At 67.1% G+C, this 16,193-nt stretch carries 8 protein-coding genes; 2 read left to right on the top strand and 6 right to left on the bottom strand.

The features are described from left to right. Window positions 1-28: 28 nt before the first annotated feature. The 4 genes from OCEPR_RS02170 to OCEPR_RS02155 are packed head-to-tail and all read right to left on the bottom strand — an operon-like array spanning window position 29 to window position 7,187. Window positions 29-400, bottom strand: coding sequence for an acyl-CoA thioesterase (locus OCEPR_RS02170; protein WP_013457068.1), 372 nt, complete (start codon window positions 398-400; stop codon window positions 29-31). Window positions 401-409: 9 nt separating this feature from the next. Continuing rightward, window positions 410-1,114 carry a Clp1/GlmU family protein gene (locus OCEPR_RS02165; RefSeq protein WP_013457067.1) on the bottom strand — a complete coding sequence of 235 codons (705 nt, stop codon included), beginning with the start codon at window positions 1,112-1,114 and terminating at the stop codon, window positions 410-412. A gap of 30 nt (window positions 1,115-1,144) precedes the next feature. Further along, window positions 1,145-4,264 (bottom strand): phage head spike fiber domain-containing protein, encoded by a 3,120-nt coding sequence (locus OCEPR_RS02160; RefSeq protein WP_013457066.1) that lies wholly within the window; start codon window positions 4,262-4,264, stop codon window positions 1,145-1,147. 58 nt (window positions 4,265-4,322) lie between these two features. Further along, window positions 4,323-7,187, bottom strand: coding sequence for a DUF11 domain-containing protein (locus tag OCEPR_RS02155; RefSeq protein ID WP_013457065.1), 2,865 nt, complete (start codon window positions 7,185-7,187; stop codon window positions 4,323-4,325). Window positions 7,188-7,822: 635 nt separating this feature from the next. On the opposite strand from OCEPR_RS02155, the gene OCEPR_RS02150 reads away from it, so the two are divergent. Beyond that, window positions 7,823-9,661, top strand: coding sequence for an Ig-like domain-containing domain (locus OCEPR_RS02150; protein WP_013457064.1), 1,839 nt, complete (start codon window positions 7,823-7,825; stop codon window positions 9,659-9,661). A 260-nt stretch (window positions 9,662-9,921) separates the two neighbouring features. Further along, window positions 9,922-12,489 carry an ATP-dependent chaperone ClpB gene (gene clpB, locus OCEPR_RS02145; RefSeq protein WP_013457063.1) on the top strand — a complete coding sequence of 856 codons (2,568 nt, stop codon included), beginning with the start codon at window positions 9,922-9,924 and terminating at the stop codon, window positions 12,487-12,489. 67 nt (window positions 12,490-12,556) lie between these two features. Here the strand turns inward: clpB and OCEPR_RS02140 are convergent, their stop codons facing one another. Next, a complete protein-coding gene (locus tag OCEPR_RS02140; RefSeq protein ID WP_148229252.1) occupies window positions 12,557-12,955 on the bottom strand; it encodes a cupredoxin domain-containing protein in 399 nt (132 codons plus the stop codon). 43 nt (window positions 12,956-12,998) lie between these two features. Continuing rightward, window positions 12,999-16,193: a molybdopterin-dependent oxidoreductase gene (locus OCEPR_RS02135; RefSeq protein WP_013457062.1), complete on the bottom strand. Its 3,195-nt coding sequence runs from the start codon at window positions 16,191-16,193 to the stop codon at window positions 12,999-13,001.

Below are 16,193 nucleotides of genomic sequence, written 5' to 3'. Positions count from 1 at the left end.
GACGGCGCCTCGTCCCCGCCGCCGGGGCTCAGCCGTCCACCGGCGTAGGCTGGCCTTCCTCGTTGATGGCCACGTAGACGAGCTCACCACGGGTCGCCAGCACCCGGGTCGCCTCGCCGCCCCCGAAGCGCTCCTTGAAGACGTCCACCTGGACGGTCAGCGAGGTGCGGCCCACCCGCGCCACCCGGGCCACCACCTCGAGCAGGTCGCCGGCGCGGATGGGCACCTCGAACTCCACGCGCCCCACGGCCACGGTGACGACCGGCTTCTTGGCGCGGCGCGCGGCCGCGTACGACCCCACCTTGTCCATCAGCCCCAGCACGAAGCCGCCGAAGGCGTTGCCCAGCGGGTTGGTGTGTTCGGGAAAGACCATCTCGAGGGTGCGGGCTTCGCTTTCCATGCCCCCAAGCTACCAAAGCCCCGCGATAGGCACGGGGACCCAGGTCGGCACCACCCGCACCGCCCCTGCGCGAACCGGGGTGAGCAGGCGGCCGTCGCGGGTGCGCGCCCCGTACCCCAGGAACCAGCCCTCCTCGTCCAGCAGGGCGTAGAAGTAACCGGGTCGGGCGGGCGGAAGCTCCAGTTCGCGCGGCTCCGCCCCCTGCAGGTGCCGCAGCAAGCGCAGGCTGCGCAGCCGCCGGCGCTCGGCGGCCGCCTTGGCGCGCACCCCCGGCGGCACGGGAAGGGCCCGCACCTCCAGGTCACGGCGCCAGGCGAACGCTTCGTACAGGGCCGCGTCGTCCAGGACGCCCACCTGCGCCGCCCCCAGAACCTCGACCTGCTGGTAGCGGAAACGGCGGGCCTGCGCCCCCGTGACCCAGCCGTCGGTGTCGGCGACCCAGACCTCCCCGGCCGTACGCGCCAGCCGCGCGGACGCCGCCAGCAACCAGGCCTCGGCGCCGAGCGGCTGCACCCGGCCCACGAGCAGCCGCCGCCACGGGCGTACGCCGGTGCGGTCCCAGCGGAAGAGCGTCACCGTACCCGGGAGGCTGCCCTGCCCCACGTCCAGGTCGAGCAGGTGCGCGCGTCCGAAACGCCGGGCCGCGCGCGCGGCCAGCGCCCGAGCAAGGGTGGACTTGCCTCGGTCGGTGGGCCCTACGAGCACGAGGTTCACGCCCGCCTCCCCACCCCACGCTAGCAGGGCTCAGGGCAGGGGGTCCATGCGGCGGGCCACGCCGTCGTCGTAGGCCTGCCAGAGCCAGACCGCGTCGGCCAAGGCGCCCACCGGGGCGGCCGCGGTCACCGGGGTCTGGCGCTCGAGCACCGCCCCCGCGGCGTCGAGCGCCACGAGCCCGCCCGCGGCCTCGGTGGCGAAGACGGGCCCGTCGGTCACCGGAGCGGCCGCCAGCGGCCCGGCAAAGGTGTGGAACAGGACCGGCCCGGTGTCGTCGAGGCGGGTCAGGCAGCCGCCCGCGTCGTGGATCCAGACCGCGCTGGTGCGGCTGCGGCCGGCGTAGGCGCCGCAAAGGTCGTAGGTCACCGTCGGGGCGGGGTCGAGGGCGGCGTTGCCCCCGTCGAGGCGCACGCCCCAGAGGTAGAGGTCCACGTCGGCGGCGAGGGGCGGATCGGAGCCGCTGGCCTCGCGTTTCAAGGGGTAGAGGACGATCTGGCCGACGCCCGCGGGCACGGTGAAGGTCACCGCCACGCGCGACCAGCTGCCCGCCGTAAGCGCGGCGGCGTAGTCGGTCTCGGGCACGATGGGGTTGCCGGACCCGTCGCTGACGGCGTAGTAGGCCTCGCTCCCGGCCCCCGGATAGGCCCAGAAGCTGAAGGTGTAGGTCTCCCCTTCCTTGACGTCGACGGTCTGCCCCAGCGCGTAACCCTCCACGCCGGCCGTGACCTGCTCGGCGGTGGTGCTGCCGTCGGGCGCCGCGAGCGCGTCGGCGGTGATCGTCACCCCGCTGGCCGACCAGCTGGCGGCGTCCAGCGAAGCGGGGTCCTGCACCGGGTTGAGCGTGAAGTCGCGTCCGACGAGCCGCGTCCCCGCCACCAGCCAGAGCCGGCCCCAGCCGCCCGTGGCGTCCGCGGGGGCGACCTCGAGGCGTTCGTAGGTCACCGGCGCCGCGGCCGCGCTGTGGGCGTAGGCCAGGATGCGGGTGGGCGTGACGACGTAGACGTAGTTGCTGTCCGTGGCCAGACCGACGATCGATTCCCCCACGTCCAGCGACCAGGGGCCCGTGCCCGCGGCGCGGAGGACGCTGCCGGAGGCGAAGTAGGCGGATCCCGCACGAACGCCGACGGGGGTGCCCGGTTCCCAAACGGGGACCAGGCCCGTAAGGTCGGCGCCGATGTAGTACACCCCCTGGGTGGTGCGGAAGTAGAGGATGCCCTGATCGTTCCACAGCTCCAGCACCTGCCCCGAGACGGCCCGCTGGGCGAGCGCCAGCGTGTCGCTGTCCACCCGGGCGACCCAGCCGTCGCCGCCCCAGTAGACTCCGCTGCCTAGCACCACCGGACCCGCCGTGGGCACGCCGGGGAGCGCGACCTCGTCGCGCACGCCGAAGGGCAGGCTCAGGTCGAAACTGGCCTGTGCCTCACCCGAGAACGCCAGGGTGTCGACGGCCAGCGCGCGCACCGTGTGCACGCCGTTGGCCTGCAGCCCCGGATCCCAGCTCCAGGTGTAGGGGGCCTCGGTGTCGGTGGCCACCAGGTTGCCGTCGAGGTAGAACTCCACCCGGTCGAGGGTGCCGTCGTCGGTCACGTTCGCGGTCACGGTCACGGGGGCGGCGGTGGGCTTGGCCGGTACGTCCAGGCCGACCTGGGGCGGCCGCGAGGTCTGCAGGGTGAAGCTCGTCGAGCCCCGGCGCAGGCCGTACTCGTCCTGCCAGTAAAGGCGCGGGGCGTACTCCCCGGAAACCGCATCCGCGGGCACCTGCACCGTAACGGTGACGCTCTGACTGCCTCCGCTGGCGAGCGTCATCTGGGAGGGGCTCACCGAGACCACCGCGTTGCCGTTCTGATCGCCGCTGAGCAACGCGATGCCCTCGAAGCCGTTGCGCGACCGCACGGTGGCGCTGAAGCTCGTGCTGTCGCCCGGCACCAGCCGCACCAGCGCCGGCAGGTTCTGGTACTCGACGTAGGCCGAAGCGTTCCAGGGGACGTTGAGGGTGACCGCGTGGGTGGGTCCGTTCACCCACGTGCCGTCGAGCTTCATGGCGCGCACGAGCAGGTCGTGCGGCCCGTTGTAAAGCGTGGGGTCGAGGATCAACTCGCGCACGAAGTGGCTGTTTCCGTCCACGTACCAGGAATCGAGGATGCCCTTGTCGAGGAACTGCACGTCCATGCGCACGTACTGCCCGGGATCGGCCAGGTCCACGACCACGTTGAAGCGGGGTTCGGTGATCACCGCGCCGTCGGCGGGCTCCACCAGGGTGATGCCGCCGTCGGGCGGGGGCGGGGTGCCCTGGGTGTAGGTCAGGGTCACCCGCGTCGTCTGGCCCTCGAGCACCTCCACGTCGGTCGCCGGGGGATCGACGTAGCCGTCCAGGGGCAGGCCGTCGACGGTGTAGGTGCCCACGGGAAGCTCGAGGACCGTGCTGCCGTTCACGGTGCCGCTGAAGATCGTTTGCGCGCCCTGGTTCACCAGCACGTCGGCTGCGGCCACGCCCTCGAGGACGAGCTCGAGCTGCCCCTTGACGACCGGAAGGCCGACCTCGACCTCGAAGGGGCGGCGCACCCGCCAGTCGCCCAGGGAGGCCTCGAGGGTGTAGCCGTAGGTGCCTTCGGCCGACTGCGGCGGCAGCACCACGCTCGTCTGGCCGGGCACCATCAGCGGCTCCCGGGCCACGAGGGCCCCGGACGGGTCACGAAACTCGAGGGCCGCCGGACACCCAAAACGTACGCCGCTGTCGATGCGGACGGGTACCGAGATGTACCGATCGGGCTCGGCGGCCACTGGACTCGCGAGCACGAGCTGCGGAGGGTCCGGGGTGTAGTCGAAGGTGGCGCTGCGTTCCAGGGTCAGCTGGACCCCTCCGCTGCTGACGACCTGAGCCGAGACCTTGAGCAGGTTCGAGCCGTAGCACATGAGCCCTTCCAGGGGCAGGGTGTAGGTTCCGGCCGCGAGCGGGCCGTTCAGGGCCCCGGCCCCGCGGCCGTTGATTTGATACTGGATCGACAATATTTTTTCCACGCCCTCGATCTTGACGGTGGCGTTGGGCACGGTCACGACCAGCGAGGTGATGGCGGCGCGGCGCGTCGTACCGCAAGCCGTCAGCAACAGCACGACCGCAGCGAGAAGGGCAAGATGGAGGGTTCGTTTCATAGTTCAGAAAAAAGAGAGCGGCCCCCGGACCGCACGGCGGTCCGGGGGCCCGAGAGGGCTAGAAGGGAGGCTGGATGGACACGGTCTCCACGACGCTGTAGGGCATCAGCGGAGCCTGCGTGTCGGGGTTGGCGTAGTCCACGGTCGCCGTCGCCGAGTTGTTGCCTACGGCGTTGGCGTGCGCGAGGACCACGAAGAAGGCGGTGTCACCCGGAGCCAGGTCGAAGGGGGTGAAGCTCAGGCTCGAGGCGTTGAAGCCGGCCACCGTGGTGTGGCTGCTGAGGCCGCCGGTGATCGTGGCGTTGGCGTTGTCGAGGTTGATGACCAGCGAAACGCCCTCAGCGGTACCGTCGCCGGTGTTCTGGATCTGGTAGAGGTAGACGAAGTCGTCGCCGCGCTGAACCTGGCTGTTGAAGAGGTATCCTTCGTAGTTGCCGATGTTGTTCAGCTCGACCCAGGGGTCGGTGGGCTCGATCACGAAGACCCAGTCACAGTCGAACACCAGGTTGGGCCGCACCGGAATGGACGGCATGCCGATGGCCGCGGCGTCCACGCCTTCGTACGGCAGGCGGCAGTTGTTGGTGAACTGGTTCATGTTGGCCGCGGTCGCCCCGGCAACGTTGACGTGGATACCCGACAGGTTGTTGTCGAGCACCAGCGAGGTGCTGGCCACGTCACCGCCGCCCATCAGCGGAATCGTCGCCCAGAACATGCTCTTGTCCGCGAAGCCGAGGAAGTCGCCCGGCGCCGCGTTGGGAGCGAAGGTCTGGTCGGGGTTCACGCCGTCGTCGTCCACGAGGGTGATCGGGTTGGTGGTGTTGAAGTCGAGGCCGATCAGGAAGCCGTCGCCGACCACCACGTCACGCCCGTAGGGGTTGTCGCGCGAGCTGCCGTCGAACTCGGCCGGGTACTTCGCCATCAGCGAGGCGTACTCGGGCCGGTCGAGGTTGTAGAGGGTGATGTCGAAGAAGGCGTCCATGCCGATCTGGAACGGCAGATCCTGGGCGTTCGTGAGGGTCTTGTCGATGTCGAAGACCGGACGGACGGCCCAGACGATGGCCTGTTCTTCGTTGTACCAGCCGTTGAAGTCCACGACGGCCTGGAAGCCACCCTCGGCTTCGGGGGCGCCGGTGAACCAGCTGGCGGTCACGTCGCGCTGCTGCGCGCCGTTCACCACGAAGTACGGGTCTTCGTAGCAGTACTCGCCGTCGTCGTCGTAGCCGAACATGAAGGGCACGGCGTAGAACTCGGCGGCCGCGAGATCCTCAGGATCCACGCAGAAGCCGGGCTTCTGACGCACGTAGATCTGGAAGGTGACCGTGATCGACTCGCCGGGGTCGAGCTGCTTGAACTTCGGCTCGAAGGCGCCGGCGGTCTGGTAGTTCCAGGTCACCACGTGGTTGGTGGCGTCGTAGGTGCCGCCTGCGGGGTTGAGCGTGGATTCGATCACGCCCAGCTCGGCGGGCAGCTGGTCGGCGATGCTCACGTCGTAGACCGGGGCGTTGCCCTCGTTGGTCGCGGTCAGGGTCACCGTGGCGGTGAAGACCGAGTTCGCGGGCACCGCGTTGGCCGGGTCGAGCGTGTGCTCGGGGCCGTACCAGGTCAGGACGTGGTGGTCGATCTGCTTGTCGATCTTGAGGTAGCTGCCGATCCAGGTCTTGGTGACCGTGTAGTCCTTGAGATCGAACTCGTAGAGGGTCTGCCCGTAGGGCTGCACGATGACCAGCGTGGCCTTCACGGTCGCGCTGATGGGCAGGTCCTCGAGGCCGATGTCGTCGTTCGGCTGCAGGCCGATGTTGGTGTCGAAGTCGTTGCAGACCGTGGGCGAGATCACATCATCACAGCCTACGAAGTGAACGTTTTCGGCCCCGTCGACGATCTCGTAGCGGACGTAGAAGTTACCGCCGTAGAAGTCCTTCCAGAACCGGCCGTCGATGCGGAACTGCGGCTGCTTGGAGAAGACGGCGGTGTCGATCCAGAAGGTGTTGGGGAAGTCTTCCCATTCGGGCGGATAGGGATCGAAGATGTTGACCCGCTCGAAGCTCGCGCCGACGCGCTGATCGGTGGGAATCGGCTTGTCGCCGTCGAAGCCGGCCCAGAGGTGCGCGATGTTGTAGAAGTAGAACTTGAACTCCTCGAGCACGTTGGTGTCGTCGGAGTTCTCGGCGGCCGCGGTGATCTTGGCGATGCCGTAGTCCCAGTCGTACGCTTCGCTGCCGAAGGTCGCGTACAGGGTGAACTTGACCATGCCCTGCGCGTCGGTCATCAGGCCGTCGCGGAAGCCCATGGCCGCGTAGTCGCCCTCGGCGGCGCAGCCGCGGATGATGGCGATGCGGTCGTCCATCCAGGTGCCGTCGGCGATGTTGACCACGACGGGCACGTAGGCGGCCGGATCACCGTTCTCGTCGAGCGCCTGCAGGGTCACGCAGACGGGTTCCTCGGTCTGCGAGGCGTAGATCATCACGTCCTTGTTGATGTTCCGCTCCGGCAAGCCGGGCAGATCCACGCCCATCACGTCGGTGACCGAAACCACCTGCAGCGAGCGCGCGATGCCGGGTTCGCCTTCGACCGCTACCGGCTTGTACTCGAGCTTGGCGGTGACCTGGGAGCCCCCGTCGAGCACGACGAGCATCGGCGAGGGGTCGATCATGCCGCTAATGGGCATGCCGTCCAGGGTGTAGGTCCCGGGACCGAGCTCGAGCGTCTTTTCGCCCGCAACGGTGCCCTGGAAGAGCACTTCCTGCCCCTTGGCCAAAACAACGTCCGCCGCGGAAACGCCGTCAACGGCGATCTTCAACACGGCGGTCTGAGGCGGCGGGGGCACGTTCGGATTCGTGCCGTTGTTGCCCTGCGGCTGCGAGCACGCCGCGAGCACGAACACCAATCCCAATACCCACAACCACAACCTTGCTTGCTTTTGCATGTGTACCTCCAATAGGCCGAAAATGATGGGTGCTGCCGATGAAAATAGCTTGAAGTCGTATACGGATCGCAGACGGTATGCCTAGGACCTGTACTGCCGCTACCTCAGTCTCACCACCTCCCCCCTCTCGTTATTCATTGCATCCTCATCCTATGCAAGAACTTCTCAGAATACAAGAACATTTACCGTTAACATCGGCGTTAAACAAACGTTAAGTCTCTCATTATACGTGAACCCAAGCACATTTCCGGAAAAAGACGTCGACGATCGCACAGGCGATTTGACACCGCAACCCTCAGGTAACGTGTTGCGCCGGCGCGAAGAGGCAGGGTACCGAACCGGTGCGGGGTTCCCTGAACGCCGGGTTGCTTGCCGACACGTTGTGTAGGTACGAAAGGACCGGTGCCGCGCGTCTGCGGTGCTCGTAGGGGGGGTCATTGCAGCGGGCAGGCTGGCCGCCGAAGCCGGGCAGCCCGGCCTCCGCCTCGGATCATCCCGGATGCGGTCGCCGGCCTCCTCCACAGGCCACAGGCCGATCCGCGGGATGAACCGGTCACACAATAGGGCTTCTGTTACAATTTGACAAACCTGCGTCGAGAATCAGCTTCCACCGATTGTCGGCCGAAAGGAGCGGTATGACCACGGTTCCCAGACATTTCTACGTTTGGATTTTGGCGCTCTTCCCCGCCCTTCTGGCGGCCTGCGGCTCACCCCCGCCCCCCGCCGACACCACCCCGCCCCGGCTGGTGAGCCACACTCCGGCCGACGGGGCCACCGGGGTGGACCTGCACGCCCCCCTCCTTCTGACCTTCAACGAGGCCATCGCTCCTGACAGCGTAACCTCCGCCAGCGTCAAACTCAGTAGCGGCGGCGCCAGCCTGAACTACGCGTACACCCTCAGCTCCGACAAGAAGACGCTTACGCTTACGCTTACTTCCTTCCCCGCCGCCAGCCCGGCGCCGGTGACGGTAGAACTGCAGAACGTCAGCGACCTCGCCGGAAACCTGCTGGCGGCCACCTCGTTTGGTTTCGAAAGCGCTGACGTGACCGCACCCGAACTGCAAAGCCACGTGCCTTCCGACGGCGCGACCGGGGTCCTGCTGGCCGATGAGATCGTGCTGGTCTTCAGCGAGGCCGTGGACCCGGCCTCCGTCACGCCGGCGACAGTGGCGGTCCGCGACGGCGCGACCAGCCTTGGCTACACCGCCTCGTTCAACGCCGAGCAGACGGAAGTCCGGCTCGCACTACAAAGCGCTCCAGCCAGCCTCCCCACCCGCCTGGACGTGGCTGTGAGCGGCGTCAAGGACGCGGCGGGCAACCCCAGCGCCGCCGCCGGCTTTGGCTTCGACACCGCCGCCGAGTGGGCCGCGATAGGCAACCAGCTGGACGAGGTTGCGAGCAAGTACTCCCAGCACCCCATGATCGCCGCGGGCACCGACGGCTCCGTTGTGGTGACGTTCACCGAGCCCAACAACTACGGCGGCATCAACGTCTTCACTAAACGCTGGAACGCGCTAGCAGAGAGCTGGGAGCTTCTGGGAACAGGCCCGGTGGACGGCGCCCCCACCAGCAGCAACTTCAACTACGCCGCCATGACGCTGGACGGAGCCGACCGGCCGCTGGTGGCTTACACCAACGGCAACGACGGCATGACCGTCAAGCGCTGGGTCTGGGACGATGCGCAGCACAGCAGCGGCAGCTGGCAGCAGCTCGGCGGCACGATCGCCGAGGCCGCCGGTGCACAGGACATCGGCGTGGCGACCGGAGCCGACGGCACCGTAGCCGTGATCTGGTGGAACCAGGTAAGCGGCCAATACCACATCCAGCTGGCCGTCTGGAACGACACCAACACCAGCTGGGACCCGCTTGGCGCCGCCTACTCGCAGGGGGCTTCCTCACAAGCCTCTCCGGTCGTCGTGGATTCCAGCGGTGCGGTTTACTACGCCAAGCCCGTGGCCGGTGGGGTGGCGGTCAACCGCTGGGACGGGGCCAGCTGGCAGCAGCTTGGTGCGGCCGTCAACCACCAAGACACCGCCCCTGACTCATCGCGGTACAAACTCGCCCTCGGCCCCGGCGACGAGCTCTACCTTGCCAGCAACTGGGACAGCGGCACCCACGTGGACCGCTGGAACGCCGTCGCCGGGCAGTGGGACGCGCTTGGCGGCGCCATAACCACCGAAGCCGGCGCAACCACCAGGCCGCTGGCCCTGGCAACGGATGCGCAGGGCGTACCGCTGCTGGTCCTTTATCAGGATCTGGCAAGCGGCCAAGGCGGCTGGGTGATGCGCTGGAACGACGTCGAAACCAGCTGGGACACGGTCGGCGGGAAAGCCTTTTCGTTGGGCAACGCCGACACCTGGCGGCGGGCTTCCCTGGCCGTGGACGGCCACGACCTGCCGCTAATCAGCTGGCACCAGGAAGCCGGCAGCGGCGCCCACGTACTGGTGGAGCTCTACAACGGACTGGCCCGGTGAGCGGCTTGCGGCCGGGCCGTTGGACACCCGCCGGGCACGGTCGCTTCGTTTCGTAACCCGGGGGCCGTCGGCTCAGACAGCCCGGACAGCCTACGCCGGTGCGGACCGGTCGCAGCTTCGTACCCTGGGCGGTTCGCCAGGTAGCCCCCTCGCACGAGGGGGTTTTCCTGGTCCCCGCACCATGGCCGAAAGGTATGCCCAAAATACTTGATATTACCTATATCAAGTGTTATGCTTATGTACGGTCATAGGAGGAAGTCATGAACCTGGAGAAATGGACCGCACAATCCCGCGAAGCTCTGGCGCAGGCCCAGGTGCTGGCGCGTGAACTGGGGCATCAGCAGATCGACCTGCCCCATATGGTCGTGGTCTTGTTCCGCGACCCGTCCGGCCTGCCGTCCCGGCTGCTCGAGCGCGCCGGACGCGACCCCAAGGAAGCCGTTGAGGCCGCCAACAAAGAGCTGGCGGGCCTGCCCAAGGTGCAGGGCGCCGAGGGCGGGCAGTACCTTTCGCAGCGGCTCGACCGCGTGCTGAAGCGCGCCGAGCAGCTGGCCGAAGCCCAGGGCGACAAGTTCGTCGCCCTCGACATCCTGCTGCTGGCCGTCGCCGAGGAAAACTTCCCCGGCCTGCCGCCGGCGGACGAACTGAAGAAGATCATCGACGAGGTAAGGGGAGGAAGAACCGTGGAAAGCGAACATGGCGAGGGCACGTTCGAGGCCCTGGCGCAGTACGGCATCGACCTGACCGAGCTGGCCGAACAGGGCAAGCTGGACCCGGTCATCGGACGCGACGAAGAGATCCGCCGCACGATCCAGATCTTGCTGCGGCGCACCAAGAACAACCCGGTGCTCATCGGTGAACCGGGCGTGGGCAAGACGGCGATCGTGGAGGGTTTGGCCCAGCGGATCGTCAGCGGCGACGTGCCCGAAGGGCTCAAGGAAAAACGCATCATCGCCCTGCAGATGGGCTCGCTGCTCGCCGGCGCCAAGTACCGCGGCGAGTTCGAGGAACGCCTCAAGGCGGTCATCGCCGAAGCGACGGCCAGCGAGGGCCGGATCATCCTCTTCATCGACGAGCTGCACACCATCGTCGGCGCCGGCAAGGCCGAGGGCGCGGTGGACGCCGGCAACATGCTCAAGCCGGCGCTGGCCCGCGGCGAGCTGCGCCTGATCGGGGCGACGACGCTCGACGAGTACCGCGAGATCGAGAAGGACGCCGCCCTCGAGCGCCGCTTCCAGCCGGTGCTGGTGGACGAGCCCTCGGTGGAGGACACGATCAGCATCCTCCGCGGCATCAAGGAGAAGTACGAGGTCCACCACGGCGTGCGCATCTCCGACCCGGCGATCGTGGCGGCGGCGACCCTCAGCCACCGCTACATCTCCGACCGGCGCCTGCCCGACAAGGCCATCGACCTGATCGACGAGGCGGCGGCGCGGCTGCGGATGCAGCTGGAGAGCCAGCCCGAGGAGATCGACCAGCTCGAGCGCAAGAAGCTGCAGCTGGAAATTGAGCGTGAAGCGCTCAAGAAAGAGACCGATCCCGACTCCAAGGCGCGGCTCGAGGAGATCGAGAAGGAGATCGCCGAACTGACCGAGAAGATCGAGGCCATGAAGGCCGAGTGGCAGGCCGAGGTCGAGATCCTGAACGAGCTGCGCGAGAAGCAGAAGGAGCTCGACGAACTGCGCACCCAGATCGAGCTGGCCCAACGCAACTACGACCTCAACAAGGCCGCCGAGCTGCAGTACGGGGTGCTGCCCAAGCTGGAAGAGGAGGTCAACCGGCTCTCCGAGAAGCTGAAGGACGCCAAGTACGTCCGCCTCGAGGTGACCGAAGAGGACATCGCCGAGGTGGTCAGCCGCTGGACCGGCATCCCGGTGGCCAAGCTGCTCGAGGGCGAGCGCGAGAAGCTGTTGCGCCTCGAGGACGAGCTGCACAAGCGCGTGGTGGGCCAGGACGAGGCCATCCAGTCGGTGGCCGACGCCATCCGCCGCGCCCGCGCCGGCCTGAAGGACCCGAACCGGCCCATCGGCTCGTTCATGTTCCTCGGCCCCACCGGCGTGGGCAAGACCGAGCTGGCCAAGACCCTGGCCGAAACCCTCTTCGACACCGAGGAGGCGATGATCCGGATCGACATGACCGAGTACATGGAGAAGCACTCGGTCGCCCGGCTGATCGGCGCGCCTCCGGGCTACGTCGGCTACGAGGAAGGCGGTCAGCTCACCGAGGCGGTGCGGCGCAAGCCCTACAGCGTCATCCTCTTCGACGAGATCGAGAAGGCCCACCCCGACGTCTTCAACATCCTGCTGCAGATCCTCGACGACGGCCGCCTCACCGACAGCCACGGCCGGGTGGTGGACTTCCGCAACACCGTCATCATCATGACCTCGAACATGGGCAGCCACCTGATCCTCGACGGCATCAAGGAGGGCCTGCCCTACGAGCGCATCCAGGAGCGGGTCTTCGCCGTCCTCCAGGAACACTTCCGGCCCGAGTTCCTCAACCGCCTGGACGACATCATCGTCTTCAAGCCGCTCACGCGTGAGCAGATCATCGAGATCGTCGAGATCCAGGTGGCCGGACTCAAGCAGCGCCTGGCGGAGCGGCGGATCACCCTCGAGCTCACCGACGAGGCGAAGCGCTGGCTCGGCGAGCGCGGCTACGACCCGGTCTTCGGCGCCCGGCCGCTCAAACGGGTCATCCAGAAGGAGCTGGAGACCCCGCTGGCCAAGGAGATCCTCGCGGGCAACGTGCGCGAAGGCGACACCGTCCTCGTCAAGGTGGGCGAGCGCGGTCTGGTCTTCGAGACCACCCACCCCGTCGAGGCCTGAGGAATCGATCTCCGCAACGACCCCCCGCCGCAGCGGGGGGTCGTTCGTCGAAGCCGCCGAAGCGGGGTCAGCTGCACCCTGAAGGCCCCTCGTAGTACTCGGGAGGCTCGAGGATCAGCTCGAGCAGGAACCGGGCGGGTCCCTCCGCAACCCGCAAGTGCAGGATTCCCGTCCGGGTGGGCCAGTACTCCAGCTCGAGCCGCCCCGCAGCCGGCACCACGAGCGGGCCCTTGTCCATAAAGCGGGCGGCGAAGGCCCGTTCTGGAGAACTCAGCTCCGCCTCCTGGTCGAAGAACAGCCGGGCCGGCACGTTCGTTTGATTGAGCAGGACCAGGGTATAGGGTTGGTCGGTGGGCACGTGCAGCCGGGGCGGATCGGGCCCCCCGGCGGCAAACCGTATCTCGATGGGAGCTCCCGCAAGGGCGAGGCCCGCGAACAACAGCGTCCAGACCATCAGGCGTTTCATGAAACGGGGGCGGGGACGCGCGTCCCCGCCCCGTTACCTCCCTCTAAGAGTTGCCGAACAGCGCACGTGCCGCTTCCTCCACGGCGGTCGCTTGCGAATTCCGGCCCGCCCCGCCCACACCGACGCGCTTGATCTTGACGAGCTTGACGTAGGTCCCGCCGTAGGCCGAATCGCCGGCGATGGGATCGGTGAGGCAGACGTCCTTGAGGTAGGGGTCCACGGCCATCGCCGGGTTGGGCACCAAGCCCCGGCTCCGGGTGGAATCGCCCGGCACGGTCGTACCGTCGATCTCGACGTCGCTGGACCCGTAAGCCCAATGCCCGTAATGCCAGGAGATGGCCACGGAACCGGGACGAATCCCCTGGCTGACCCGCACCTTGCCCTCGACGCGCTCGCGCCGACCGGGCGCCACCTCGAAAACCCCCTCGAAATCGGGGGAGCGCACCTGCACCACGTCACCGTCCCGGAGACCAAGTCGCTCGGCGTCCTTGGCGCTGACGTGCACGAAGTTTTCGGGCTGGATCGCCTGTTGGGCGGCGTAGTTGCCCGAGGTGCGCGACTGGCCACCGTAGATCTCCTTGTAGGTGAAGAGCTTCAAATCGTATTCGGAGGGGAATTCGATCTCCGTGCCGTCGAAACCGGTCATCCGCTCGAACCGGGGCACGCCGGAGAGGCGCTTCGCGGTCACCGAGTGCACCCCCGTGCCGACGGGCTCGGCGTAAAGGTTCATCAGCTTGGACCAGGTGTGGGCCACGAACTCGCCGTCCGGCGCGTAGGCCTTGTCCCAGGCCTCGAACCGGCCGCCACGGTTCAGCACCGTCACCACCTGGCGCCACACGCCGCCGCCGACGGCCCTGCGCCACTTGTTCTCGTCGAAGACGGCCTTGGGAAGGTGACGCCGCGCCTTACGCAGCAATTCGACCTCGGCGTCCGGCGCCGCGGGGACCGGCGGATCCTGCATCGCCACGTTGGCGACCATCTTGAGGTAATAGTCCTCGGGGCGGTTGAAGTCCCAACTGGTGGCGAAGCCGTCTTTGCCGTAACCGGGCGCACGCAGCTTCTTGGCGATGGCCAGCATCACCGACTCCATGCTGATGGGCATCGCCTCCCCGTCGATCTCGACGATCTCGGGTACCGGAGCCGCGGCCGGCTGACGCAACTTCCAGCTCTTTACCTTGATCGCCGGACTGAACCCCTCGAAGGCCCAACGCTCCAGGTAGGTCAGATCCGGGAAGACGTAGTCGGCATACATGCTCGTCTCCCCAATGACGATGTCGTCGGCAATATAGAGCGGAATCTTGTCGGGATCTTTCAGCATGTCGATCTGCAGGTGGCCGGCCGGGGTCGCGAGCACCGGGGTACCCTTGTGCAACCAGAGGATCTTGATCGGGTACGGATAACCCGACGCCGCAGAGGGCACGATTTCTTGGTAGACGTCGTCGGTAAAGGGGAACCAGGGCCGCTTGGCGGGGTAGCCGTCGCGCTTGAAGAGGGTGCTGGTCTCGTAGGGGCCGCTCGCCTCGCGGTTGCTCTTGACGCCGAACGGGGTGAGGGCACCGGTGTGCATCTTCTTGAGGTCGAAGACGCCGCCCATGGCGTTGTACTTGCCGCCGCCGACGACCAAGCCGCCCTTGTGATCGATGTTGCCGATGAGCAGGTTCAGATGGATGATCGCTTGCGCGGCGTAGTACCCGTAGGTGAACTTGATGGGGCCGCGGTAGAAGTCGATCGCCGCCCGCTTGCCGTGGCTGGTGAACTCACGGGCCAGGTCGACGATGGTCGCCTTCTCCAGGCCGGCCTCCCGGGCGTAGAAGTCGAGGTCATGCTTGAAGACTTCCTCCTTCAACACCAGGAAGGCGGACTTGGCGGGCAAGCCGCCGATCCTGGTGTCGACTTCGAGGTCTCCCGTCACCGGTTGTTCGGTGTCGTACGGATCCACCGCCACCGGCCGGCCGGAGGCGAGAACCACGAACTCACCTTCTCCACCCAGACCAAGCTCGCTGGCGCGAATGAAACGGCCGGTCTCGGGATTGACGAGCCAAGTCGCGTTGCTCCAGCTCTTCTCGCCGTCGGCGGTCGCCGCCGCCTTGTTGGCGTTCCTCAGGAAGGCGGCATCGTAACGCCGGTTTTCGATGATCCAGCGGATCATACCGAGCGCCAGGGCCAGGTCGCCGCCCGGCTTGACCGGAATCCACCAGCCGTGCGCCGCCGACTTGGAAAGGCGGGGGTCGATCACGGCGTACTTGAGCTTGCCGTCGGTGGACGCCTGGGTGACCTGCGGCGTCATCGGCGGGGGTCCGAAGTTGGCTTCGGCGAAACCGGTACCCCAGAAGATCACGAACTCGGCGCCCTCGAAGTCGGGCTTCATGTGATCCTTGCCCTTCTTCCAGCTGTATTTGCCGAGTTTTTCGACCCACTGAGCGGTGGCGTACTTGTAGGCGACGTGGTGGGCCTGCTCGCAGATGGTGGTGTGGGCGTACCAATTGATCGAGCCCAGGCCGCCAAAGGTAAACCGCTTGGCATATTCCTTGCGCCCGTGCTCGATGCGACCGGCCATGAAGACGAACTGATTGTTCTTGGGACCGAGGTCGGGGTGGTCCGGGTCGATGAGCAGGTCCAGGTGGGCGCTGTGCTTCCGCTTGAACTCCTGGACCGTCATCCGGCCGGCGCGAATCGCGGCGACGTCGGCGGCCAATTCTTTGGCGAGCCGGGCGTCCTGGAGCTTGAAGACGTCCTTGAAACCCGGGTAGACCCGATCGTCACCAATGTCGGCGAAGAGTTTGCCGCCGCTCACGATCTCGTCGATGGCCTGGTCGAACGGGATCGCCTTCCATTTGCCGCTACCCCGGGGGCCGGCGCGTTTGAGCACCTTACGAATTCGGTAGGGGTCGTACTGCGTCTGCACCCCGGCCTGCCCCTTGGGGCAGATCGAACCGTCCACCTTCGCCGCTTGCCGGGGCGAGGTGGCGTAGTCGAGTTGCGGCTGCATGTTGCCCGGGCTGAAGGGGTTCCCGTCGATCTTGGAAACCACACCGTCCTGCAGCTTGATCTTCAAGGTGCACTCGGTATGGCATTGCAGGCAAAGACCGTAGATGATGTTCTCCGGCTCCACCAGCGGGTAAGTACCCTCGCCCTGGGCCATGGCGCGGTTCATCAGCCGGAGCCCCTCGGCGCCCAGCAGCGCGCCGGCCCCGGAAACCGCACCCGCTTTCAAAAGATCCCTGCGGTTGACTTTCAT

The organism is Oceanithermus profundus DSM 14977 (assembly GCF_000183745.1).
In the GTDB taxonomy this organism is placed as follows: Bacteria; Deinococcota; Deinococci; order Deinococcales; family Marinithermaceae; genus Oceanithermus; species Oceanithermus profundus.
The sequence above is the reverse complement of the archived record's forward strand: the minus strand, read 5'-3'. Positions and strand labels throughout refer to the sequence as shown.

Excerpts from the sequence above, each read along its gene's own strand:
- OCEPR_RS02170 (WP_013457068.1), bottom strand. The coding sequence starts at position 400 with ATGGAAAGCGAAGCCCGCACCCTCGAGATGGTCTTTCCCGAACACACC.
- OCEPR_RS02160 (WP_013457066.1), bottom strand. The coding sequence starts at position 4,264 with ATGAAACGAACCCTCCATCTTGCCCTTCTCGCTGCGGTCGTGCTGTTG.
- OCEPR_RS02155 (WP_013457065.1), bottom strand. The coding sequence starts at position 7,187 with ATGCAAAAGCAAGCAAGGTTGTGGTTGTGGGTATTGGGATTGGTGTTC.
- OCEPR_RS02150 (WP_013457064.1), top strand. The coding sequence starts at position 7,823 with ATGACCACGGTTCCCAGACATTTCTACGTTTGGATTTTGGCGCTCTTC.
- clpB (WP_013457063.1), top strand. The coding sequence starts at position 9,922 with ATGAACCTGGAGAAATGGACCGCACAATCCCGCGAAGCTCTGGCGCAG.
- OCEPR_RS02140 (WP_148229252.1), bottom strand. The coding sequence starts at position 12,955 with ATGAAACGCCTGATGGTCTGGACGCTGTTGTTCGCGGGCCTCGCCCTT.
- OCEPR_RS02135 (WP_013457062.1), bottom strand. The coding sequence starts at position 16,193 with ATGAAAGTCAACCGCAGGGATCTTTTGAAAGCGGGTGCGGTTTCCGGG.